Below are 21,069 nucleotides of genomic sequence, written 5' to 3' on the forward strand. Positions count from 1 at the left end.
CGGCGCCGCGCCGCCCGCGCTGTCGGCCCGCGGCCCGGCCGCCGGCCGGACGGGGAACAGCCGGACGACGACGAACGCCGCCAGCAGCGACAGGCCGACCGTGGCCGCCAGGAAGATACCGAACTGCCGGATGAGCGACAGACCGGACGCCGCCAGCGCGAGGTAGCCGGCGGACGCGGCCAGCGCCGCCACCGCCACCGACCGGCGCAGGTGTGGCGACCGGCGCGCGTACCCCTGGCCGAGCAGCACGCTGAACTCGCACGCGGTGGCGGTGGCCAGCGAGCCCAGGGAGACGGTCAACGGGGTGAGCGCGACGCCGCACACCCACGCCCCGGCCAGTCCCCACCCGGTGGCCAGCACCGCGGCCAGCACGGCACGCGCCGCGTCGGAACGTCGCGGCAGGCCTACCAGCAGCACCAGCCCCGCCGCAACGATCCCGATCAGGCTTGCCGGGTAGCGGTCGCCGGACACCAGCTCGTACCCGCGCGCGGCCACCACCGGCAGCCCGACCAGCTCGGCGGTCAGCCCCTCCGGCGGTCGGGGCAGCGCGGCCCGCACGTTCCGCAGCAGGTCCTGCTGGCGCGCGACGTCCTGCAGCTCGACACCGAAGCTGATCACCGCCTGGCGGCCGTCGTTGCGCACGACCGCGGTGGCGAGGTAGCGCGGGAGCTGCCCGAGCCCGGCCGTGATCTGGTCGGGTGTCGGCGAGTCGCCCAGGAAGGCGAGCAGGCCGGGCAGGCTCACGATGGGGTGCAGGTCGCCCCCGAACCGGCGGATGGTGGTGTCCTCGACCTGCCGCATCCAGGCCAGCGCCTGCGGTGTGATCACGTTCGTGCCGCTGACCAGGATCTGGACCTCGCCGGCCGATCCGAGCACCTCCTCGGCGTGCTGCGCGTCGGCCAGCGTGGACACGCCGTCGGCGAGCCGGTCCGGCCGGGCCTCGATGTCGAGGAACGCCAGCGCCGACCAGCCCGCCGCGGCGACGGCGACGAGCATGACCAGCACGGCGGCCCGGCGCGCCCGCGACATCGCCGGCAGCGGCCTGTCCGCACCCGCCTCCTGGCCCATCTCATGCTGGCTCACCGCATGCCCCACCGCGGCGGGCGCGGCCCAGCGCCGGGTGAGGAAGCCCAGCCCGACGGCGAGCAGGACGCCGGCCGCGAGCGCCCATCCGAGGTCCCGGACGAACGGCACCGGCGAGAGCCCCAGCGAGGCGAAGCCCGCGGCGCTGGCCAGTGCCGCCACGACCACCCGCCGCGGCTCGGCGCCCCGGATCAGGTAGGCGGGGAAGTCGCTGCCGATCCCGACCAGGATGGGCAGGAAGGCCACGACGCCGAGGGAGAGCGGGTGTCCCAGCCAGCCGAGGGCCGCGAGGGTGAGCGCTGTCGCGCCGAGCGTCGCGGTCAGCGGCAGCAGCCGGTGGCGGCGGCGCACCCAGGGCACCAGCAGGTAACAGGCGGCGATCAGCCCGAGGGCCAGCCCGCCGAGCAGCGGGATCTCGCGCCGCACCTGCCCGCCGAGATCGGCGGCGATCGCGGGCATGCCGGTGACGGTCAGCCTGCTCGTGCGCAGCCCGGCGCTGCCGGCGACCTGCCGCACGGCGGCCACCAGCCGCTCGGTTCCCGCCTGGTCCAGCCCCTCCCGGGGACGGACCAGGACGGCGGCGGCGTTCGGCGACGGCACCACGAACCGCCACTGCTGGCGGGGGGAGCCGTCCTGGTCGAACACCACGGCGTTGACGAAGGACGGGTTGCGCAGTGTGGGCAGGCCGGCGGGCAGGCCACGCACGAGCAGGCTGCCGTAGCGCAGGTCGTACTCGGCGACGGCCGCGTCCGCGGCCTGGGTGGCCTCGGCGTCGGAGCGGCCGGCGGCGCGCGCCTGCTCCTCGGCCTCGGCCCGCAGGGCGTCCCGTCTGCCGGAAATGGTCGCGAGCAGGTTCTGCGCCGCACCGGCGATCTGGTTCAGTATGGTCCCCGGGCCGTAGACCACGGCGACGTCGGGCAGCCGCGCCAGGCTGCCCTCCAGCGCCACCAGCTTGGGGATCTCCTCGGCGCCCAGCAGCTCACGCGCGCCCGCGGACTCCGCGAGGATGACGACCGGGTCGCCGCCGAAGGAACGCGCGGACTCCTCCAACGCGCGCTGTGCCGGGTCCCCGGCGGGCAGGAAGGACGCCGTCGTGGTGTCCGACTCGACGCGGGTGAGCCCCACCCCCGTCGCCAGCGCCACGAGCAGCACGACGGCGAGCCAGGCGCAGGCCCGCGCGGACGGGCGCCGGCGCGGCCGCGCCGGCAGCCACCGCGGCCCCCGGGCCGGGGACGGCAGCCGGCGCGGCACGCCCGGCCGGCGCGGGGGACGGCTCCCCCGCGCCGGCGAGCGCCGGATGGCGGGCCTGCGGACCCTCATTCGGGGTCTTGCTCCACCCGCGGGTACGGACCGGTGAACGGCCCGGGCTTCGCGCCCGTGCCTGGTGCCGGGAACGGGTTGGTGTAGGTCAGGATGTGGTACGGGACGGGTGTCTGGAGGGACTGGTCACTGACCAGCGGGATCAGCCGCAGGTAGTGGGCCCCGGACTCGTCGGTGTACTGCAGGACCGCGTTGAAGTTGGCCAGGTAGGCCGCCAGCTCGGGCCCGTAGGGCTTGATGTACGACAGCATCGGGTTGACGTCCTTCAGGAGCGTCTGCGCCGGTGGGATCGCGCCGCGGACATCACTGCCCAGGGTGGGCACGCGGGTGAGGGTGTCGGGTGCCAGGTCCAGCGCGCCCGACAGCGGGGGCAGCAGCCCGTGCAGGTCCGCCGTGGTGTCGGGCAGCTGCTGCAGCGCCTCGCTCAGCAGCGGCGAGGCCGTCCTCAGGTCGGAGGCGACCGGTGCCAGTGCCCCGGCGAGCTTCGTCAGGGTGCCCGACGCGGTCCTGGCGCTGTCGAGCACGCCGGGTGTCTGCCGCAGCACGTCCTCGACGGCCTGCTGCTGGCCGGCGGTGGCCTGGGTCAGCCGGTTGGCGTTGTCCACCAGGGCGGCGATCTGCCCCTGCCCGGTGTCGAGGGCCCGCAGCACGACGGCGGTCTGCTGCGCCAGCGCCTTGAGGTCCTCGGACTGGGCCGCGATGGCGTCCAGGGCGGTGTGCCCCTCCCGGCCGATGTCGCCCAGCCCGTCGAGGGCCGCGGAGACGTCCTGCTGACGGCCCTCGGTGCCCTGCCCCAGCGACCGCAGCAGGGCGCCCAGCTCCGTGCGGCTGTCCGTGTCCAGGCTGGCGAGCACGTCGCGCAGCTGCGTGCTGGGCTTCACCGCGCCGGCGGGGATGGTACTGCCGGAGGGCAGCACCCGGCCGTCACCGTCGGTGATGTCCAGGTAGCCCTCGCCGACGAGGGAACGTTCGCCGAGGCGCACGCTCACCCCCTCGTGCAGCGGGGCGGCCTTCTTGTCCAGCGAGAACGCGACCCGCAGCCCGTCCGGCCGCCGGGTGACCTCGCGGACCTGGCCGACCTGCACGCCCGCGATCTGCACCCGGCTCGCCTTCACCAGGTTGTCGATGTCCGTGAACACCGCGGAGGAGGTGTACTCACCACCCTCGACCAGCGGGATCCGCGCACCGGTCCCGCGGAACAGGAAGATGAGGATCCCGAGGCTCCCGGCGAGGAACAGCAGGACGGTGACCAGCCGGCCCAACGTCCCGGTCAGTGCTCTCATCGGCTCTGGCCTCCCTGCCGTGTGCCGGTGGCGGTACCGGTGGCGGTGCTGCCGGTGGGCAGGCCGTTCTCCGGTCCGGGGAAGTAGCCGTTCGGCGGCTGCTTCGGCAGTACCCCGGCGGCGGGCAGCGGCACGACCAGGTGCCCGCGGATGATGCTGCCCTGGGCGTCCCCCGCGCCGAACACCGACGAGGTGTTGTACACGAACGCCTGGATGTCGCCGAGGTAGGACACCACCGTCCGGGTGTCGCGGTCGAGGTTACGGGTGATCGGCCGGAAGTTGAGCAGCGAGCTGTCGATCTCGTCGGCCATCGGGCGCAGGTCGGCGACCACCGGCCGGGCCTTGCTGACCACCGGCTTCGCCGAGTCGACGGTGCGCCCCAGCTCGTCGACGGTGCTTTCCAGCCGTTCCAGCGTCTGCGGCAGCTCGCCGGAGGCGCGGTGGAGGTTGTCCAGCGTCGGGTCGAGCTGTTCGGTCAGCTCCTGGGTGCTGGTCAGCGTCCTGCGGAGCTGGTCGGTCAGGCCGGGCAGCTGCGCGATGCTGTCGCGCAGCTGCCCGTCGTTGCCCGCCAGCGTCCCCAGCGTCTGCTGGGTCGCCGTCGCGAGCTGGGCGACCCGCTGGTCGTTGCCGCCGACCGCGGTGGAGATCTGCGACAGCGCGGTCACGAGCTGGCTGATCTTCTCCCGGCGGGTCTGCAGCGCCTCGACCACCGGCTGCAGCTGGGTGATCGTGCCGTCCGTCGCGGCCAGGCCGGCGGGCAGCTCCTTCTCGGACCGCGCCAGCGCGACGTCGGACTCGACGAGCAGGTCGGTGAGGGCCAGCTGGGTGCGCTCGTCAAGATGGCCGAGCACCTCGTCGGCCTGCACCGGCCGGGACGTCTGCTTCAGCGGGATGAGCCCGCCGGAACGCAGCGCCCGGCCGGGCGGCCCCCCGGGGTTGATCTCCACCGACATCTCGTTGAGCGCGTTCTTCGGGCGCAGCACCGCGCGGGCGTTGTCGTACACGGTGTGCCCGGGCTCGATCTCCAGCGTGAGGATGGCCGTCGCGTGGTCGCTGACCGACCAGTCCGCGATCTTCCCGACCTTCACGCCCGCGATCGTGACCTGGTTGGAGCTCGTCGGGTTCACGCCGGGCACCGAGGCGAACTCGGCCTTGACGACCGACCGTTTCGCCCACGGTGGCGTCGAGCTCAGCCGGGACTGGATGATCACGGCTGCCACCAGGCCGAGCACGATGAGGACCGTCACCGCGGTCACGTCACGGCCCAGCCCGGGCACCGTCCTGATCCGCTCCCAGCGGCGACGCAGGGATGCGCTCATGGGAAACTCCTCGACACCAGCGGAAGGTCCAGCGAGGTCACCAGCTTGCCGAGCGCGCCCGCGTCAGGCCCCGCCGCCGGCGGCGGGATCAGGCCCGGCGCGCCCTGCCTGGTGCCTTCCTGCGGCCCCAGGGGCTGCTGCAGGCCGAGGGACTCCAGGTACTGCTCCAGCGGCAGCACCGTCGCGGTCCCGCCGACGGAGTTGACCCCGACCCCGGCCATCAGCCGGCCCGCCGCGCCGTTGCTGTCATGGAACTTGAAGACGTCGTCACCGTGGGAGAACCAGTAGCCGAGCTCCTGGTACAGCAGGTGATCGTTGCCGCCGCCCTTGTAGACCCCGGTGCCGTGCCACGGGGCGAGCACCGTCTGGACGATCGGCCCGTTGAGCCGCTCCAGCACCGGCCCGCGCACGTCGGTCAGGACCCCGTTGGCGTCCTGCGCGGTGGGCACCAGCCGGTCGACCAGCGGCCGGGCGTCCTGCAGGAGGATCCGCAGGTCGGTCGCTACCGGCAGGGTGCGCTCCAGCACCGGGTCGAGCTTGGCCAGCACCGGGTCGAGCTGGCGGGCCGCCGGCCGGAACGCCTGCGCGGTCGTGGTCAGCTTGTCCAGGGTGGGGTCGAGGTCGGCGAGGCCGGCGCGGGTGGTCTGCAGCGTCTGCGGCAGGTCCGCCACCGTCTGGGCCAGCGGCCGGCGCTCGTCCGCGAGCGCCGACGAGGTCGTCGCCAGCGAGGTGATGATCGAGTCGAGCTGGCCGTCCTGCTTGGTCAGGGCCGCCGCCGTGTGCTGCAGGCCGGTGACCACCCCGGTCAGGTCGGTGTCCGGACGGGTGCCGCGGGCGGCGCTGAGCACCACCCCGGCCGGTTCGAGGGTGTCCGGCGCGTCCGTGATGATCTTACGCAGCTCCTCCTGCCCGTCGTTGCGCAGCGTCGCGTCCAGCCGCTCGACCGTGCGCGGGATTGACTTCTGCGCGTCCGGCGTGATGGCGCTGAGGACCTGGTCGAGCTCGACCGGCACGCTGGTGCGCTCCACCGGGATCGTCCGCCCGGCGCCGAAGCCGCCGCCCGGCCCCCCGTGGGTGAGCTCGACGTAGTAGGCGCCACCCACCAGCAGCGTGGGCCGCACCGCCGCGGACGGCTGGTCCCCGAGCTTCCGCAGCACCGATCCGTCGATCTTCATCGACACCAGGGCGGTGTGCCGGTCGGTCTCCTTCACGCCCGTGACGTCTCCGACCTTGACGCCGGAGACCTTCACGACGCTCTTGAACGGTTCGAGCTTGTAGTCCCGCGCGAACTCCGCCTTGACCGTCTCACCGGAGCCCACCGTGATCAGGATGCGGGCCCGGTTGAAGGCGAAGAAACCGACCAGGGCCAGCACGGCCAGCACCACCAGGCCGAGCACCTTGGTGGGTATCCGCTGTCCGAGATGGGCGAGGCTCGCCCGCTGACGCCGCAGCACACTCATCGGGCCGTCCCCCCCACCAGCGGGATACCCGCCGGAAGCCCCTGCGCGCGGTCCTGTGACGCCTGACCGGGCCGGGGGTACTGGTTCAGATAGAAGTTCCCGGACGGCAGCAGACCGCTGGTCACGGTCCCCAGACCGGGGTTGAGCCCCAGCCGGGCGTAGCGGATCCCCGGCGCGGGCCCCTCGGAGACGAAGCTCTGGCCGCGGACGAACAGCTGCCCGATCTCCGGCGCGTACGGCGCCAGCACCCGCAGCGGGGTGAGCAGGTCACCGACCGCCTGCCGCACCGGCGGCGCCAGCGGACGGGCGTCCGCGACCGTGCGGGTCAGGTCCTCGACGGCGGGGATGGCCTGCTTCGCCACCGGGGGAACCTTGCCCGCGACCGGCACCCCCTCCACCAGCACGCCGCGCAGGTCGGCTTCTGACGCGCCCAGCGCTTCCGCACCCGGCTCGAGGTCACGCACCGCCGAGGCGGTGTCGGCCAGCGGCGCGTTCAGCGAGTCCAGCGCCTGCCTGGCTGTGTCCAGCGTGCCCGGCAGCCGCTGCAGGGTGGCGGTCAGCGGCTTGTTCCCGTCCACCGACACCGCCCGCAACGTCTGGTCGGACTGGTTGACGAGGGATGCGATCTGCTGCTGCCGGTCGTCGAGCCGGCCGGCCAGCCGGTCGAGGTCCGTCAGCAGCGTGGGCAGGTCCGTCTGGTCGGACGCGAGCGCCTGGGAGACGGTGCCGATGTCCTCCAGCAGGCTGGGCGCGCTCTTCAGCAGGTCCTGCAGGTCGTCGCTGTGCCCGGCCAGCCCGCCGCCGAGAGCGCGCACCGTCCGGGTGGCCGCGTCCCGGGTCGGCTGGTCGAGCACGTCGAGCAGCTGGTAGAGGTCGGCCGAGTTGACGTTGCGGGTCGCCGCGATGGTCTGGTCGCCGAGCTTGCCGGCCGCCGAGGTACCCAGGTTGAGCTCGACGAACTTCGTCGCCAGCGCCGAGACGTCCCAGATCTCCGCGTGCGCGTCCCGGTAGACGTCGACGTTGCCGTCGAGCTGCATGGTCACCACCGCGGTGCCGTTGACGTAGTCGATCGCGCTGACCCGCCCGACGCGCTTGCTCATCTCCCGGACGCCGTCGTTGACCCGCAGCGAGTGGACGTTGTCGAACGACGCGCGCACCGTCGTCGTCGGCGCGAACGGCAGCCCGCTCTGTGCCTTGAAGGTCAGGTACAGGATCACCGCCAGGACGGCCAGCACGATGCCGCCGGCGCGGAAGGAGCGCGTCCGTGCGCGGAACTCCGGCGTTGTCATGACAGCACTCCCCCCAGCAGCTGCCCCAGCAGCGAGTTCTCCTGCCGTTCGGTCAGCCCGGTCGCGCTGCCGCCGGCAGCCGGGGCGGACGTGCCACCGCCGGCGGTGGCCGGCGCGGCGGCACCGGTCCGCCCGCCGTTGGCGGGCGCGGACGCCGCCGGCGCGTTGGTCTTGCCCGGCAGCGGCAGCTCCGGCGGCGCGGGCAGCGGCAGGCTGGGGACCGGCGCGTCCGGCAGCCCGGGCACGAGCCCGCCGACGGTCTGCCCCAGGACCTTCGGCGACAGCGGGAGCATCGCCTTGAAGTAGTGGCTGATGGCGTCGTAGTCACTGGTCGCCATCGACCAGCCCTTGACGAACTCCATCAGGTTCGTCAGCCGCAGGCTCAGCGCCTGTTCCGAGAGCGTCCGCGCCGACACCGACACCCCGAGCAGGTCCGGCGTGGCCGGGCGCAGTGCCTTCACCAGCGGCGCCGCCTCGTCCAGCAGCGTGCTGGCCCGGTCGAGGACCGGCGGCAGGGAGGCCAGCGCGGGGTCGGCTGCGTCGGCGAACCGGTGCAGCTCACCGGTGATGTCGCTGAGGTCGTCGGTGACCGGGCGCAGCGACGCCAGCGTGCGGGTCGCCGGGTCGGCGACACCGGCCAGCTGCGCGAGCGTGCCGCGCGCACTGGCTATGGTCCCCGGCAGGCGGACGAGGGAGTCCTGCAGGGCCTTGCGGTTGGCCGCCACGGTCGCGAGCGTGTCCGTGGCCGACCCGACCAGCCGGTCGAGGCTCTGCCCGTTGTCGGTGGCCAGCCCGTTCGCCACCGGCTGGGCGTCGTCCACCAGCTTGGTCAGCAGCTCGTTCTGCTGGTCGAGGATCGCGGCGAGGTCCTTGGCCTGTGTCATCGCCGGCTCCAGCGCGGTGATCGCGTCCGCGGCCTGCTTGCCCTGCCCCTTCAGGCCCTCGCCGGTGCTGGTCAGCAGCGCGCCGAGGGCGGAGGCGGTCGGCGTGTCCACCGCGTTGAGCACGTCCTGCAGGTCCACCACCCGGTTGGTCTGGGTCTGTGGGATCACCAGGGGCTCGGGGAGCACCGGCGCCGACGGCGACCCGCGCTCCAGCAGGATGAACCGTTCACCGAGCAGGTCCTGCGTGGTGATGGTCACCTGCACGTCCTTGTGCAGCGGCAGCACGCTGCGGTCCACCTTCATGCGTACCCGCGCCCGGCCGCCGGCCAGGCTGATGGACTGCACCGTGCCGACGTCCACCCCGGACGCCTTGACCGTGTTGCCGGGCACCAGCGGGCTGGCGTCGTCGAACATCGCGGTCACCTCGACGGCGTCGTCGTCCCCCGAGGTCCACACGACGATGCCCGCTACCAGTGCCACCGCCGCCACCAGCGCGATGACCACGGGCCGTCTGCGGCCCGATCCACCGGCGCTCATCGGATCCCGCTCCCGGTCGCGTCCGTCCAGGGCTGGTCGACCGGATCCCCGGGATACGGCTCGGGGTCACGGCGCGACCCCGGTGGCTGCACCACGCTCTCGTCGATCATGTTGGTGCCCGGGGCGAGCAGGCCTGCCCACAGGTGCCCCTGCCCGTCGTACGGGGCGAAGGCCTGGCCCCAGTTGTGCAACATCCCTATCCCTTCAGGGGTGTATGGGCGTAGGAAGGCGACCGCGGGCTGCAGGCTGTTCACCAGCTGCGTGACGGGCGGGACGACCTCGTGGGAGTTGTCGAGCAGACCGGGCGTCTCCCGCAGCAGCGCCTGCGCCGACACCACCGTGGGACGCAGCTGGGCGAGGCTGGGGCGCAGCTCGGTGAGCACCGGGCTGAGGTTCTTCGCCACCGACGGCAGCCTGCCGGTCGCCGGCCGGAGGTCCTGCAGCAGCGCGATGGTCGGCTCCCCCGCCTTGGGGACCCGGTCCAGGGTGCCCTTCGCGGTCTGCAGCGTCGACGGCAGCTCCTTGAGGCCCTCGGAGAGCTGCTGCTGCTGGTTCGCGACCGCACCGGTCACGCTGGTCAGGTCGCTCACCACCGAGGCGAGCTGCTGGCGGTGGTCGGCGCCTATCGCCATCATCTGCTGGAGCTGGGTGACCAGCTCGCGGATGGCCGGGCCGTCACGCCCGACCGCCTGCAGGATCTCCCCGAGCGCCTGCACGCTGGAGCCGGCGCTCCTGATCGTCGCGTTGAGGTCCGGCTCCCGGCCGTCCACCGTGTGGTTCAGCTCGGTCAGCAGCGAGTTGACCCTGTCCCGGGTCGGCTTGTCCAGCGCGGCGAGGACCTGGTCGACCTCGATCTGCTTGGACTCGCTCTCGATGATGCCGTGCTCCGGGATCCGCGCGTTCGCGGCCGGCCCCGGATACAGCGTCAGCATGCGTTCGCCGATGGCGGAGTTCCATTCCACCCGCGAGGTGGTGCCGTCATGCAGGGGTGCGTACTTGCCGGCCAGGGAGACGGTGACGACCGCCTTGCCGTTCTTGGCCTCCAGGCTCCTGACCGACCCCGCGCTGAAACCGTTGATCCACACCGGTGAGCCGTTGGCGAGCTGCGCCGCCGACGGCATCACCACTGTCACTTCGTAGCCCTCGTCGGTGCGCCAGAGCAGGCTGCCGCCGACGACGGCGGCAGCCACCAACGCCGCGATGACGACCAGTCGTCGGGATATCATTCAGTCCATCCCCAGGGGGCCCACCGAGTCACCGGACAGGAACTGGCGGACGAAGGGCAGCTCGGAGTTGAACGCCTCTTCGGTCTCGCCGTAGTGAACGAGCTTCCCCTTCCACACCACGCCCACGTAGTCGCTTACCTTGCGCGCGGTCCGGATGTCGTGGGTGACCAGTATGTAGGTACCGCCGTGCTCCGCGTGCAGCTTGAGGATCAGGTCGTTCAGCAGGCTCGTACGCACCGGGTCCAGACCCGAGTCCGGCTCGTCGAACATGACGACGCTCGGGTTGAGCACCAGCGCGCGGGCGAAACCCGCGCGCTTCTTCATACCACCGGAGACCTCGCCCGGAGCCTTGTTGACGGCCCGTGTCAGACCGACTTCCTCCAGCCGTTCCATCACGATCTTGCGAATTTCCGTCTCGCTCTTGTTCGTGTGCTTGCGCAGCGGGAAGGCGACGTTGTCGTAGATGTTCATCGAGCCGAACAGCGCGCCGTCCTGGAACAGGACGCCGAACCGCTTGCGGATCTCCTGCCGCTCCCGCTCGGAGACGCTCCAGATGTCCTGCCCGAACACGACGACCTCTCCGTGGTCGGGCTCGAGCAGGCCCACGATGTGCTTCAGCAGCACACTCTTACCGGTACCGGAGGGGCCGAGGACTGTGGTGATGGCGTTGTCCGCGAAGTCCAGGTTGAGCCCGGTCAGCACGTGGAACGAGCCGAACGCCTTTTTCACGTTGCGGATCTGCACGCTGTGGGTGAGATCCGGCTCGTGGCCCGGCGGGTCCGGCTCACTCACCGACAGCCACGGATCGACGTTCCCGCCTACGAGGTCGTCACTCGTGGACATTCACCGCTCCTTTCCTCCAGGAATCCCGGGCGTAAGAGAACCCGGCGCGCGTCGCCGCCGGCCGGTCGGGCCATGTCTGACGGGTGCTGGTCGAGGTGGGCGCCACCCACACGGTCGGGCATCTGCCGGACCGCCCTAGAACCCGATGGGCGCGCGTGTCAGCGACCCGAAGAACATCTGCTGGAACACCGCCCCGATCACGCTGACGATGACCAGATTGATCACCATGGACTTCGCCGTGTTCTTGCCGACCCCGACCGGACCGCCACTGGCCGTGTACCCGTAGTAGCAGCCGACGAGGACAATCATGATTCCCATCGTCGCGCCCATGAGCAGCGACAGCAGCAGGTCCTGCTGGGTCTGGAAGGCCCAGAAGACGGAGAGGTACCCGCCCGCGGACACGCTGTGGAACACGTGCACGTTCAGCACGTAGTTGACGTAGTACATGATCCCGGTGCCCGCGACGAACATGAACGGCGTGACGATGACGACCGCGAGCAGCCGGGTGCTGATGAGATACGAGTGCGAGTCGAGGCCCATGACCTCCAGCGCGTCTATCTCCTCGCTGATCCGCATCGAGCCGAGCTCGGCGACCAGCCCGCAGGCGACCTTCGCCGAGAGGATCCATCCCCACATCTCGGGGGCGACCGTGTAGTCACCGGTCGAGGTGAACACCGCCGTGTAACCGCCGGCGCCCAGCTGGCTGAGGAGATAGTGGCCTTCCAGCGAGATCTCCGCGGCCAGCATCGCCATCATGAACCAGATGATCCCGGAACTGGACAGAATCATGATCCCGGCCTGGCGCAGCACCTCGGAGCCGTAGTGCCGCACACCCGGCAGACGACGCACGGAGGCGACCGCGAACCTGGCGATCTCACCGAGGTCGTTCACCAGCGACTGGTCACTGCTGTAGGAGCCGAAACCACCGCCACCGCTGCTTACCGGCTCCGGCGCGGCCTCTTTCCGCTCGTCGGTCACGGTCATCGTCGGACGCCTCTCACCGGTTCGCCAGCATGTCGGGGTTCAGGCCGAGCATCGTCGCGTTCACCACGAAGTTGATCACCCACACGGCGGCGAAGCACAGCACCACCGCCTCGTTGACGGCCCGCCCGACGCCCTCCGACCCACCGCGCACGGTGAGCCCCTTCTGCGCGCAGACGATGCCGATGAACAGGCCGGTGAGCGTGGACTTGATCAGAACGCCGACCAGTTCAGGGGCGGTCAGGCTCGCTAGGAAGCTGCCGAAGTAGCCACCGGCGGACGTCGTGCCGAGCACGGTCGCGGAGATCATGGCCATGATGATGCCGAGCGCGCTACCGATGATCGTGAAGGCCACCGTCATGATCGTGATGGCGAGCACCCGGGGGAGCACCAGCATCCGCGTCGCGTCGACCCCGAGCACCTTCAGCGCGTCGAGCTCCTCCCGGATACGCCGGGCGCCGAGGTCCGCGGTCATGGCCGTGCCCATCACGCCCGCGACCGCCATCCCGGTGCAGAACGGCGAGATCTCCCGGAGACTCGCCATCACGAAGTAGGTGCCTATCCGGCTCTGCCCGCCGAGCAGGCTGAGCAGGTCGTACGCGTAGTTCGCGATGAGGAACGTGAAGCCGCCGACCGCGAGGCTGCACGGCAGCCAGCAGAAGCGCAGCATCGCGTACATCTCGTCGCGGGTGCTCCCCCAGTACCCGTGTGGCTGGCGTACCGCCGTGGTCGTCAGCTGCGCGAGTAACTGCCCGCTCTGCCCGACGTCGATGGCCACGCGCTGAAGGAGCGGTGGAAGCCTCGTCATAACACTCGCGGCGAGGGGACGGGAACGTGAGCGGTGATGGCTGGGCCCGGTCGCAACCTGGTGCGTCATCTGTCTCCCTGCATCAGCTCGGCGGTGCATCGTGCTCGCGGGCCCACCGTGCCGTCGTCAACGGGTTCCCGTTGCTTTCAGGCACTCACCGGAGTACGGAACCTCGCCGTACCAGATTCACCAGACGGATTGGATCTTTATTGGCCCATGAACCTATTCCAGCGGGAGCATGGTCGCGACATCCCCGGGGAGGAATTGACCTACCCGTTGGGGTGGGACAGGGGGAAAGCACACCCTACCAGGGGGGCTCGGCCCCACCACCCCCGGATGCACCATGACAGCAGATGTCCGGGCGATGCCCTGACACCACCCCGACGACACCCCGACGACACCCCGCCACCTGCGTCTCCCCTGCGAACACCCGTCCTGGCACCGCCGGCTGAACGGCGCCGGGACAGGTGATGAGACGGGTGACGGGACGGGATGACGGTGCCAAAAAATCACACGGCACCGTAAATGACAATCAACAAATAAACAACAATCACTATTGTTGACAAAACTGCTGAATATGTCGACGGCCCGGAAGCGGGTACCCGGATAACAGCCGGAACGCCGGCTCCCCGGCCGGCGGGGAGAACGGGCCGTAAAGCCCGCGCCGGACCGGGAAGCGGCCTGGCAGCCGGCCCGCGCGCCGGCACGCGGATGATTCGGCACCCGGCTCCCACGGCCGCTGCGGCCGATGCCGCGGCTCGTCACGCGCCGTCGGCAGTCACCCCATAGAAGGGCGGAACTTCTCCGCAAGAGAGATTCCACTGACGGGCGGAGCGGACTACTTTCAGGATTCGCTGTCCCCGGACGGACGGCGGGCTCCGGCGGAGGACGCCGCGGCGTCGGCACGACACCGGCTGAACAGACCGATGCGTACGAAAGCACGGTCGCCAGCCAGGCAGGCAGGAGGGCTCATCGGTCATGGCGCTTCGACTGACCGCGCGCAGGACCGCCGGCAACGGGAAGGCCGAAGGCCACGACCAGGACGCGGAGGGCGGCACCACCATCCGGCAGGAACGGGAGCCGGTAGAGGTACAGGACCAGGAACGGGAGCCGGTAGAGGTAGCGGACCAGGCCCCGGGCCAGCCCGCTGGCCACCCCGGGGCCGGTGAGAACCCGGCGCGGCCCGGCGGCCCCACCGGCGGCCGGCGGCGGGCGCGCCGGGCCCGCCGGGACGACCCGGCGCCCCGTTATCCCCGGGTGCGCCTGATCGCGGGATTCGCGCTCGCGGGCCTGCTCGCCGTCGCCCTGGCCGCGTCCGCCTGGCAGGGGGCGCGCTGGTGGAGCCAGGCGAGATCCAGCGACAACGCGAAGGCGGCGTTCACGGCCGACCGCGATGCCGCGACAGCCGCCGGGCAGAACAGCATGGTCATATTCAACACGGTGGACTACCGTCAGCCGGCGGAAGGCCTGGACCGCTGGGCCAACGCCTCGACAGGCCCGCTTCAGGAGAAGGTCCAGCAGGAACGGGCGGAGATCACCAAAACGATCATCGACACCAGGACCGTCAGCACCGCGCGGCTCATCCAGGGCGGCCTCGTCGCGTTCGACCGTGGCGCCGGCACCGCCAAGGTGATCGCGGTCATCGAGATCCGCTCGGTCCCCGAAGGACAGCCGGCCACCACCGAGCGCACCCGCCTGACCGGCGAGGTGACACGGACAGCCGGCGGCTGGAAGCTCAGCTCCATCCAGACGCTCCCGGCGGGGACATGACATCACCCGGCCGCTCAATGATCATAAGGACGCCCCTGTGACATCCGCTCACCGTTCCCGGACCGGCAGGGCCAGCACGCATCCGTCCGCACCGGGGCGGCGGTCGTCTCATCGACAGCGGCACGACAGCGACAGCGACGGCAATGCCGGCCTCACGGCCGGCCACGACATCGACCATGACGTCGACCCCGCTGTCGATCACAAGGCCGGGGAGGGCGTGCCGGACGCTTCAGCCGTGTCCGGTGTGGCCACACCGGAGCTGGCCACATCGGAGCTGGCCACCTCCGAGCTGGCCATATCCGGGACGCCCGGCGTGTCCAGTGCGCCTGACGCGTCCGAGGCGGCCGCCGTCCCCGAGGCGTCCCCCCACGGGAAGAGCCCCGGCGGAGAGGACCAGGACGGGCCCGCCCTGGAGACGGCCACCGGTGGGCCGGGCGCACCCGGTGGCGGCGGGCGGCGGCGGCTGCCCGCGCCCGCCGTTCCCACGCTCGCCCGCGTCCAGGTCCTCGTGGCTCTCGTGGCGGGCCTGGCGGCCGCGGTCACGGCGGCCGTCGCGCTGGGCGTGCACGCGGACCGGGCCGGCCGTCATCCCGTGTCGACCAATGACGCCTTTGTCGACTCCGCCGCCACGACAGCCCTGCTCCAGGACATCGGCAAGGTCGTGGAGACGGTCTTCACGGTCAACCCGGGCAACGTCGCCACCACCGAGCAGGCCGCCAAGGACTCCCTGACCGGACGCGCGACCGACCAGTACGAACAGCTCTACCGGCCGCTGTTGCAGCAGGCCCCGACCCGGGGGGTCACCGTCACCACGACCGTCCGCGCCATCGGCGTGACAGCGCTCAACGGCAGCCGCGCGGACGTGCTGGTGCTGGCCGACCAGGCCGCGAAGAGCGCGTCGGCGCAGCAGTCCAACTCCTCCGGCCCGGCACACCTCGGCCTTATCCTGGAGAACCAGGCCGGCCACTGGAAGATCTCAAGCATCGAGATCCTGTAACCGCACGGCGGGCGCGTGGCCGCACCCTCCCCCACGTGCCCGCCGCGCCGGAACAACCCCACCCGACGAACCCCGGTCTCCGACAGCCGCGCCCCGTCACAGCTTTGTCACCGCGTTGTCGTCACCCTGTCGCCGCGCTGTCGCCGCGCTGTCGCCGGCTTGGCCACCGGCCGATGGCGGGGCACCGTCAGCTGCCGGCTCATCCGCGGGACGCGGCGCTGGAGCAGCCTATTATTGAACCGTGGCAAAAAACGCCGCCGGGGGCGAGGGACGGACGGCGACCACGCCGAAGGCTGCGACCACGCCGAAGTCCTCGCGCACCCGCGGCCGGCTGCTGGACGCGGCCGCGGAGGTGCTCAGCCGCAAGGGCTTCAGCGGGACCAGGCTGTCGGACATCGCCGCACAGGCACGTGTGCAGGCACCGGCGATCTACTACTACTACCCGTCGCGCGAGGACCTCATCGAGGAGGTCATGTTCGTCGGCGCGGCGGCGATGCGGACGCATCTCGAGGAGGCTCTCGCCGCGCTGCCGTCCGACGCCACCCCGTCCGAGCGGATCGCCGCCGCCGTGGCCGCGCACCTGCGTCACGAACTGGAGATCTCGGCCTACTCGCACGCGATCATCCGTAACGCCAACCAGCTGCCCGAGGCCATCAGCCGGCGGGCGCTCGCGGAGGTGTCCGCCTACAACGACATCTGGCGTGAGCTCGTGGCGGCCCTGCAGGCCAGCGGCCAGCTACGCCCCGACGTCGATCCCCTGCTGGCCCGCATGCTCGTGCTCGGTGCCCTCAACTGGGCCGCCGAGTGGTGGCATCCCGACCGCGGGCCGCTCGAAACGCTGATCACCACGGCGCAGTCGATGGTGCTGCACGCGCTGCGCCCCTGACCCGCAGGCCCAGCCCGTTCACGTGGACGCCGGTGCCGCGGCCGGCCGGCCGGCCGCGAACGCCAGGGCGTCCGCCCAGGAGGTACGCCGGCCGATCTGTATCCGATACTTCATGATCTCTCGTATCCCGTTGACGGCGAACGCGCCGGTGAGCCGGTCGCCCTGCCGGTAGAGGGCGACGAAGCGGTGCTCGTCGACGCTGCCCCACACCACCTGGACCTCGTCGGCCCGCGGCACGCCGACGAACTGGATCCGGTGGTCGTACCAGTCCGACCAGAAGTACGGGACGCTCTCGTGCGGCTTGGCCTCGTCGGGGTTCAGCGCGTTCGTGGCGGCGAGCGTGCCCTGCTCCGCGGCGTTGGTCCAGTGCTCGACTCGCATGTGCCCGGGGAACAGCGGGTTGGGCCAGCGCGCGACGTCGCCGGCCGCGTAGACGCCGGGGGCGCCGGTCCACAGCGTCTCGTCGCAGACCACACCGTTGTCGATCGTGAGGCCCGAGCCGGCCAGCCAGTCGGTCTGCGGGCTCGCCCCGACCCCCGCCACGACCAGGTCGGCCGGCAGCACCGTGCCGTCGGCGAGCCGCACGGCCTCGACCTGGCCGTTCCCCAGGAGGGTGTCGACCGCGACGCCGCAGCGCAGGTCGGTGCCGTGCGCCTGGTGCAGCGCCGAGCAGGCGGCCCCCATCCGCGTGCCGACCGCCCGGGCGAGGGGGGTGGGCAGTGCTTCGACGATGGTCACCGGCAGCCCGCGCCGGCGCGCGCCGGAGGCGACCTCGGAGCCGATGAACCCGGCGCCGACGACCACGGTCCGCGCGCCCGCGTCGAGCGCGGCCCGCACCGCCAGCGCGTCGTCGAGCGTCCGTAACGTGTGCACGCCGGCAAGCCGCTCGCCCGCCGGCAGCTGGCGGGCGCGCGCGCCGGTGGCGATGACGAGCGCGTCGTAGCCGATCGGGCGCTCCCCCACCAGGACGGTCCGCGCCTCGGTGTCCAGCGCGCTCGCGGGCAGGCCGAGCAGCAGCTCGACACCGAGCTGTTCGCGCAGGTAGGACTCGTCGCGGTACGCCACGGCGGGCGGCTCCCCCGGCTCCAGGTACGCCTTGGACAGCGGCGGCCGGTCGTAGGGCAGATGCTCCTCCGCGCCGACCAGTGTGACCGGGCCGTCGTGGCCGTGGCGGCGCGCGGCCTCGACGGCGCGCAGACCGGCGAGGGAAGCGCCCACCACGACAAGACGCGGGCGGGAAGACGTCATGGTCTGATCACCTTCTGTTCCGGGCCGGTCGCCCCAGACCATCTGAAGCCAGGCCGCCACTGAATACGGAATAAATTTCTTCGCCCATCATGATCTCCGCGGTACGGCACGCGCCCCGTCGAACAAAAACGTGCATACCACATCCCCCGAAGGGCATACCACGTCCTTCTGGTGAGCCCTTCTGGTACGCACTTCCAGTGCGCCCTTCCAGTGGTACCGGTGCCGACCAGGAATATCCGGTGCGCACGCCGCCGGGAACAGCCGGGCCGGGCAGCGTACCGGGAACAGATCCTGCCTTTCCGCGCGCCGGGCCGCATCTCTCGCCAGGGGACTGTTGCCCTCTCCAAGGAGGGAACATCCACCGCGTCGGCATGCGGGACGGACGAGCCGGGCAACAGCGGGATCCGCAGCCGCGCAGTTCACCTATCCAATCACCTATCCAATTTCCCGACGGAGATACGCGGGATCCCTTCGACGAAGGCCCGGCGTTCCGGCAGCCACCACTCGGCGACCTTGCCGCTGAGGAACTCGCGCAGCTGCGCCGGAGTGACCTCCCGGCCGGCCCTGACCACGACCGCCGCTTCGCAAGTGTGCCGTGGCGCGGGTAACACGGCGACGCGCCCGCAGGCCGGCGATGAACCCGTGTGGGCCGCGACGGTGGACGGCATGGGCGAGGAGCCCCCCGCCTTGCCCTACATGCGGCCTTGTCCTGCATGTCCTGCATGTCATATATGGTCCTGCATGTTCTGCATGTTCTGCATGTTCTGCATGCGCCAAGCGTCGTCCCGCACGCGTCAGGTGTCGAGTCCGAGCTCCCGGCGGGCCAGTGACTTCCACACCTTGAGGTGGGGATCCGTGAGCGGGTCGCGCGGGTCGAAGGAGTATGTCAGCGCGACCCCGCGCATGCTCGTGTTGAGCATCTCGCGAAGAGCGGTGTAGTTGGGGCGCCGGACGAGTTCGGGCCCGAACATCTTGTCGATCTCCGCCCTGATCACGTTGCCGAGGGCGGACTCCCTGGGCACGAGCGCCTCGGCCAGGCGCGCGTTGTAACGTGCGGCCAGCCAGAGCTCGGTCGCCGCCCAGAAGTAGCCCTGATGGTAGGTCGACCACACCGCGTCGACGGCGGCCTCGACGCGGTCGTGCGGCGAGCGGGGCCAGCTGGCGGGATCGTGGGTCGAGGAGATCCGCACCTCGGCGATGTGCTGTACGGCCGCGACCAGGAGCGCGTCCCGGTGAGGGTACTGGTGCAGGAGCCGCCCGCGGCTGACTCCCGCGCGCTCCTGGATCTTCAGTGTGGAGGCGCCGCTGTAGCCGGACTCGATCAGGACCTGGACGGCGGCGTCGAGGATGTGCTGCTGGGTGGTCCGGCTGCGCGCGGCGTAGTCGGCGTAGCGTGAGGCCGCCGCCTCGGTTCCGCTCCCGTTCGACGTCATCGTGTCCTTCCTCATGGCCCCGCGGCATGACCCCGCGGCATGTCAGCCCCGGTCGAGGAAGCCTGCGGTCAATATGGCCGTCCCCCGCTCGCCGGGGGCACGGGCAATCGTCCTGGATTCCCTGTCAAGGATGCTCCTCCAGGGTATGGGCCCATGAGGCCCGCGCGGGCCACGGGCCGCGCCGAGCGTGTGGGCCGGGCCTGGTTAACGTCTCCCGTGCCTTCACGGCCGGGTGGGCCGCGTCGGCGAGCGAGGCGGCGCGGGCGGGACGGGCCGGGTGCCGCGTCCATCGCCGCCAGGTCACCGCCGGCACACAGGTCACCGCCGGCACGGAAGAGCCGGCCACGCGCTGGAGCAGGACGACGTCCGCGGCGCCGTCCTGCTCCGTGACCGGTGTGCCGTGACCGGTGTGCCGTGACCGGCCGCGCGGGCTCCCCGCCGGGCTCAGCCCGCCCGGCGCTTCAGCAGGTCCCGGCACTGGTGACGGGCGTCCCGGCGGCCCGTTCCCGCCGCGGGCCGCGTCGCCGCCAGCCCGCGGGGTTACGCGCACCCGGACGGCGGACCGGCGCGGCGAACCAGCGCAGTGAACCGGCGCGGCTGTCAGTCGACGATTTTCAGCGCCTCGGTCGGGCAGGCATCCACCGCGCTCTGGATCTCCTCACGGCGGGCGGGGTCGACGTCCTCGATCAGGATACGGAGAGTGCCGTCTTTCTGGACCTCGAACACGTCCTCGGCTATCGACTCGCACATACCCAGGCCGCTGCACCTGCTGCGGTTGATCACTATACGCATGTCAGTCATCTCTCCGGTGTGACCTCGGTTGACGCCGTTGACGCCGTCCGGGCCGTGGCTGGTGGCCCTTGCCTTCCTCATCATCAGCTCGCGCCTTTCCGGGCTTTCAGGAGACCACCGCGTCCTTGCCCTCGACAAGATCGCGGTAGACGGGGAACAGCGGCTTGGTCAGCGGCCCGTATCGTGTGCCAGGCCACAGAAGCTATTGCGGCCCGGCGCGCGTCTCATCGCTCGTGCGGGGTGTTTAGATACCTCGATAGGAATACTTCACCCGGTACCGCGCCATGGCCGGCTGTTACTTTCGTTCCTCGGCGGAGGAAAGGAACGGCAATGGCAGCTCCACCCCGGCACCGTGACACCCCGGCCACGCGGCCGCGTCCGCGTCCCGACCGCGTCGGCGGGGAACGGCCGCAGGCAGCGGCGGAAAGCGCCCCGGCGGAAAGCAGCCCGACGGGAGCGAGCGGGGACACCGTGCGAAGCGCCGCGGCCGGTCGGCCCGGCGGTTTCCCGGCGCTGCTCGGCGTGGCCGTCGTGTGCTGGCTGATCGTGGGGTTCACCACGCTGTGGGCCGGGATGGACGCGCTGGCCGGCGACCCCGACCAGCGCACTGCGCAGGACCTGAGCGACCGGCTCGGCGAGGGCACGGTCCGCACGACCGAGCAGGTACAGCCGCAGGACCTGCTCGCACTGGGGGTGGGCACCGCAATCCTGGCCGCGCTCGCGGCGCTGCTGCTGCGCAGATGGTGGGCCCAGCACGTGCTGCAGGTGCTGGCCGTCGTGGCGGTCATCGTGCTGGCCGCCGGCGCCCACTGGGAGGCCGTCCTGGTCTTCTTCGCGTTCGTGATCGGCGCGATCATGCTACTCACCGAGTTGACGCGTAACCACCTGCGGAAGGGTTAGTCCGGCGGGA

Annotated in this window: 18 protein-coding genes; 4 read left to right on the top strand and 14 right to left on the bottom strand. The window is 71.5% G+C overall.

Annotated features, from left to right (window positions below):
- From AC5LSR_RS00505 to AC5LSR_RS00550, 10 genes are all read right to left on the bottom strand, one after another.
- Positions 1-2,403: RND transporter family protein (locus AC5LSR_RS00505; protein WP_493468054.1), on the bottom strand; the 2,403-nt coding region annotated here is incomplete at its 3' end.
- Complete coding sequence (locus tag AC5LSR_RS00510) at positions 2,400-3,686, bottom strand: MlaD family protein (protein ID WP_250287115.1); 1,287 nt, start codon at positions 3,684-3,686, stop codon at positions 2,400-2,402. The genes AC5LSR_RS00505 and AC5LSR_RS00510, both read right to left, overlap by 4 nt.
- The gene (locus tag AC5LSR_RS00515) at positions 3,683-5,005 is read right to left on the bottom strand and encodes an MlaD family protein (RefSeq protein ID WP_250287116.1); all 1,323 of its coding nucleotides are present in this window, start codon (positions 5,003-5,005) and stop codon (positions 3,683-3,685) included. Before AC5LSR_RS00515 ends, AC5LSR_RS00510 begins: the two co-directional genes overlap by 4 nt.
- Positions 5,002-6,465 (bottom strand): MlaD family protein, encoded by a 1,464-nt coding sequence (locus AC5LSR_RS00520; RefSeq protein ID WP_250287117.1) that lies wholly within the window; start codon positions 6,463-6,465, stop codon positions 5,002-5,004. The genes AC5LSR_RS00515 and AC5LSR_RS00520 overlap by 4 nt, the downstream gene beginning before the upstream one ends.
- Entirely contained in the window at positions 6,462-7,754 is a 1,293-nt protein-coding gene (locus AC5LSR_RS00525; RefSeq protein ID WP_250291053.1) for an MlaD family protein, read from the bottom strand. Before AC5LSR_RS00525 ends, AC5LSR_RS00520 begins: the two co-directional genes overlap by 4 nt.
- A complete protein-coding gene (locus AC5LSR_RS00530) occupies positions 7,751-9,175 on the bottom strand; it encodes an MlaD family protein (RefSeq protein WP_493464298.1) in 1,425 nt (474 codons plus the stop codon). The genes AC5LSR_RS00525 and AC5LSR_RS00530 overlap by 4 nt, the downstream gene beginning before the upstream one ends.
- Positions 9,172-10,401, bottom strand: a complete 1,230-nt coding sequence (locus AC5LSR_RS00535) for an MCE family protein (protein WP_250285452.1) — start codon at positions 10,399-10,401, stop codon at positions 9,172-9,174. The genes AC5LSR_RS00530 and AC5LSR_RS00535 overlap by 4 nt, the downstream gene beginning before the upstream one ends.
- Complete coding sequence (locus AC5LSR_RS00540) at positions 10,402-11,244, bottom strand: ABC transporter ATP-binding protein (RefSeq protein ID WP_250285453.1); 843 nt, start codon at positions 11,242-11,244, stop codon at positions 10,402-10,404.
- Between the two features lie 135 nt (positions 11,245-11,379).
- Positions 11,380-12,228 carry an ABC transporter permease gene (locus AC5LSR_RS00545; RefSeq protein ID WP_250285454.1) on the bottom strand — a complete coding sequence of 283 codons (849 nt, stop codon included), beginning with the start codon at positions 12,226-12,228 and terminating at the stop codon, positions 11,380-11,382.
- 13 nt (positions 12,229-12,241) lie between these two features.
- The gene (locus tag AC5LSR_RS00550; protein ID WP_250291024.1) at positions 12,242-13,003 is read right to left on the bottom strand and encodes an ABC transporter permease; all 762 of its coding nucleotides are present in this window, start codon (positions 13,001-13,003) and stop codon (positions 12,242-12,244) included.
- 1,008 nt (positions 13,004-14,011) lie between these two features.
- On the opposite strand from AC5LSR_RS00550, the gene AC5LSR_RS00555 reads away from it, so the two are divergent.
- The 3 genes from AC5LSR_RS00555 (at position 14,012) to AC5LSR_RS00565 (ending at position 16,686) form a co-directional block, all read left to right on the top strand.
- The gene (locus AC5LSR_RS00555; protein WP_250285456.1) at positions 14,012-14,803 is read left to right on the top strand and encodes a hypothetical protein; all 792 of its coding nucleotides are present in this window, start codon (positions 14,012-14,014) and stop codon (positions 14,801-14,803) included.
- 37 nt (positions 14,804-14,840) lie between these two features.
- On the top strand, positions 14,841-15,800 hold the full coding sequence (locus AC5LSR_RS00560) for a hypothetical protein (protein WP_250285457.1): 960 nt from the start codon (positions 14,841-14,843) through the stop codon (positions 15,798-15,800).
- A gap of 241 nt (positions 15,801-16,041) precedes the next feature.
- A complete protein-coding gene (locus tag AC5LSR_RS00565) occupies positions 16,042-16,686 on the top strand; it encodes a TetR/AcrR family transcriptional regulator (RefSeq protein WP_250285458.1) in 645 nt (214 codons plus the stop codon).
- A gap of 18 nt (positions 16,687-16,704) precedes the next feature.
- Here AC5LSR_RS00565 and AC5LSR_RS00570 read toward each other — a convergent pair whose 3' ends face one another.
- The 4 genes from AC5LSR_RS00570 to AC5LSR_RS00585 all read right to left on the bottom strand — a co-directional run bounded on the left by AC5LSR_RS00570 (position 16,705) and on the right by AC5LSR_RS00585 (position 20,243).
- Positions 16,705-17,934, bottom strand: coding sequence for an NAD(P)/FAD-dependent oxidoreductase (locus AC5LSR_RS00570; RefSeq protein WP_250285460.1), 1,230 nt, complete (start codon positions 17,932-17,934; stop codon positions 16,705-16,707).
- A gap of 431 nt (positions 17,935-18,365) precedes the next feature.
- Positions 18,366-18,506, bottom strand: a complete 141-nt coding sequence (locus AC5LSR_RS00575; RefSeq protein ID WP_250285461.1) for a hypothetical protein — start codon at positions 18,504-18,506, stop codon at positions 18,366-18,368.
- Between the two features lie 222 nt (positions 18,507-18,728).
- The gene (locus AC5LSR_RS00580) at positions 18,729-19,367 is read right to left on the bottom strand and encodes a TetR/AcrR family transcriptional regulator (protein ID WP_250285462.1); all 639 of its coding nucleotides are present in this window, start codon (positions 19,365-19,367) and stop codon (positions 18,729-18,731) included.
- Positions 19,368-19,967: 600 nt separating this feature from the next.
- Positions 19,968-20,243, bottom strand: coding sequence for a ferredoxin (locus AC5LSR_RS00585; RefSeq protein ID WP_250285463.1), 276 nt, complete (start codon positions 20,241-20,243; stop codon positions 19,968-19,970).
- Positions 20,244-20,489: 246 nt separating this feature from the next.
- On the opposite strand from AC5LSR_RS00585, the gene AC5LSR_RS00590 reads away from it, so the two are divergent.
- On the top strand, positions 20,490-21,059 hold the full coding sequence (locus AC5LSR_RS00590) for a hypothetical protein (RefSeq protein ID WP_250291016.1): 570 nt from the start codon (positions 20,490-20,492) through the stop codon (positions 21,057-21,059).
- Positions 21,060-21,069 lie beyond the last annotated feature (10 nt).

Source organism: Protofrankia sp. CiP1_Cm_nod4, assembly GCF_982290645.1.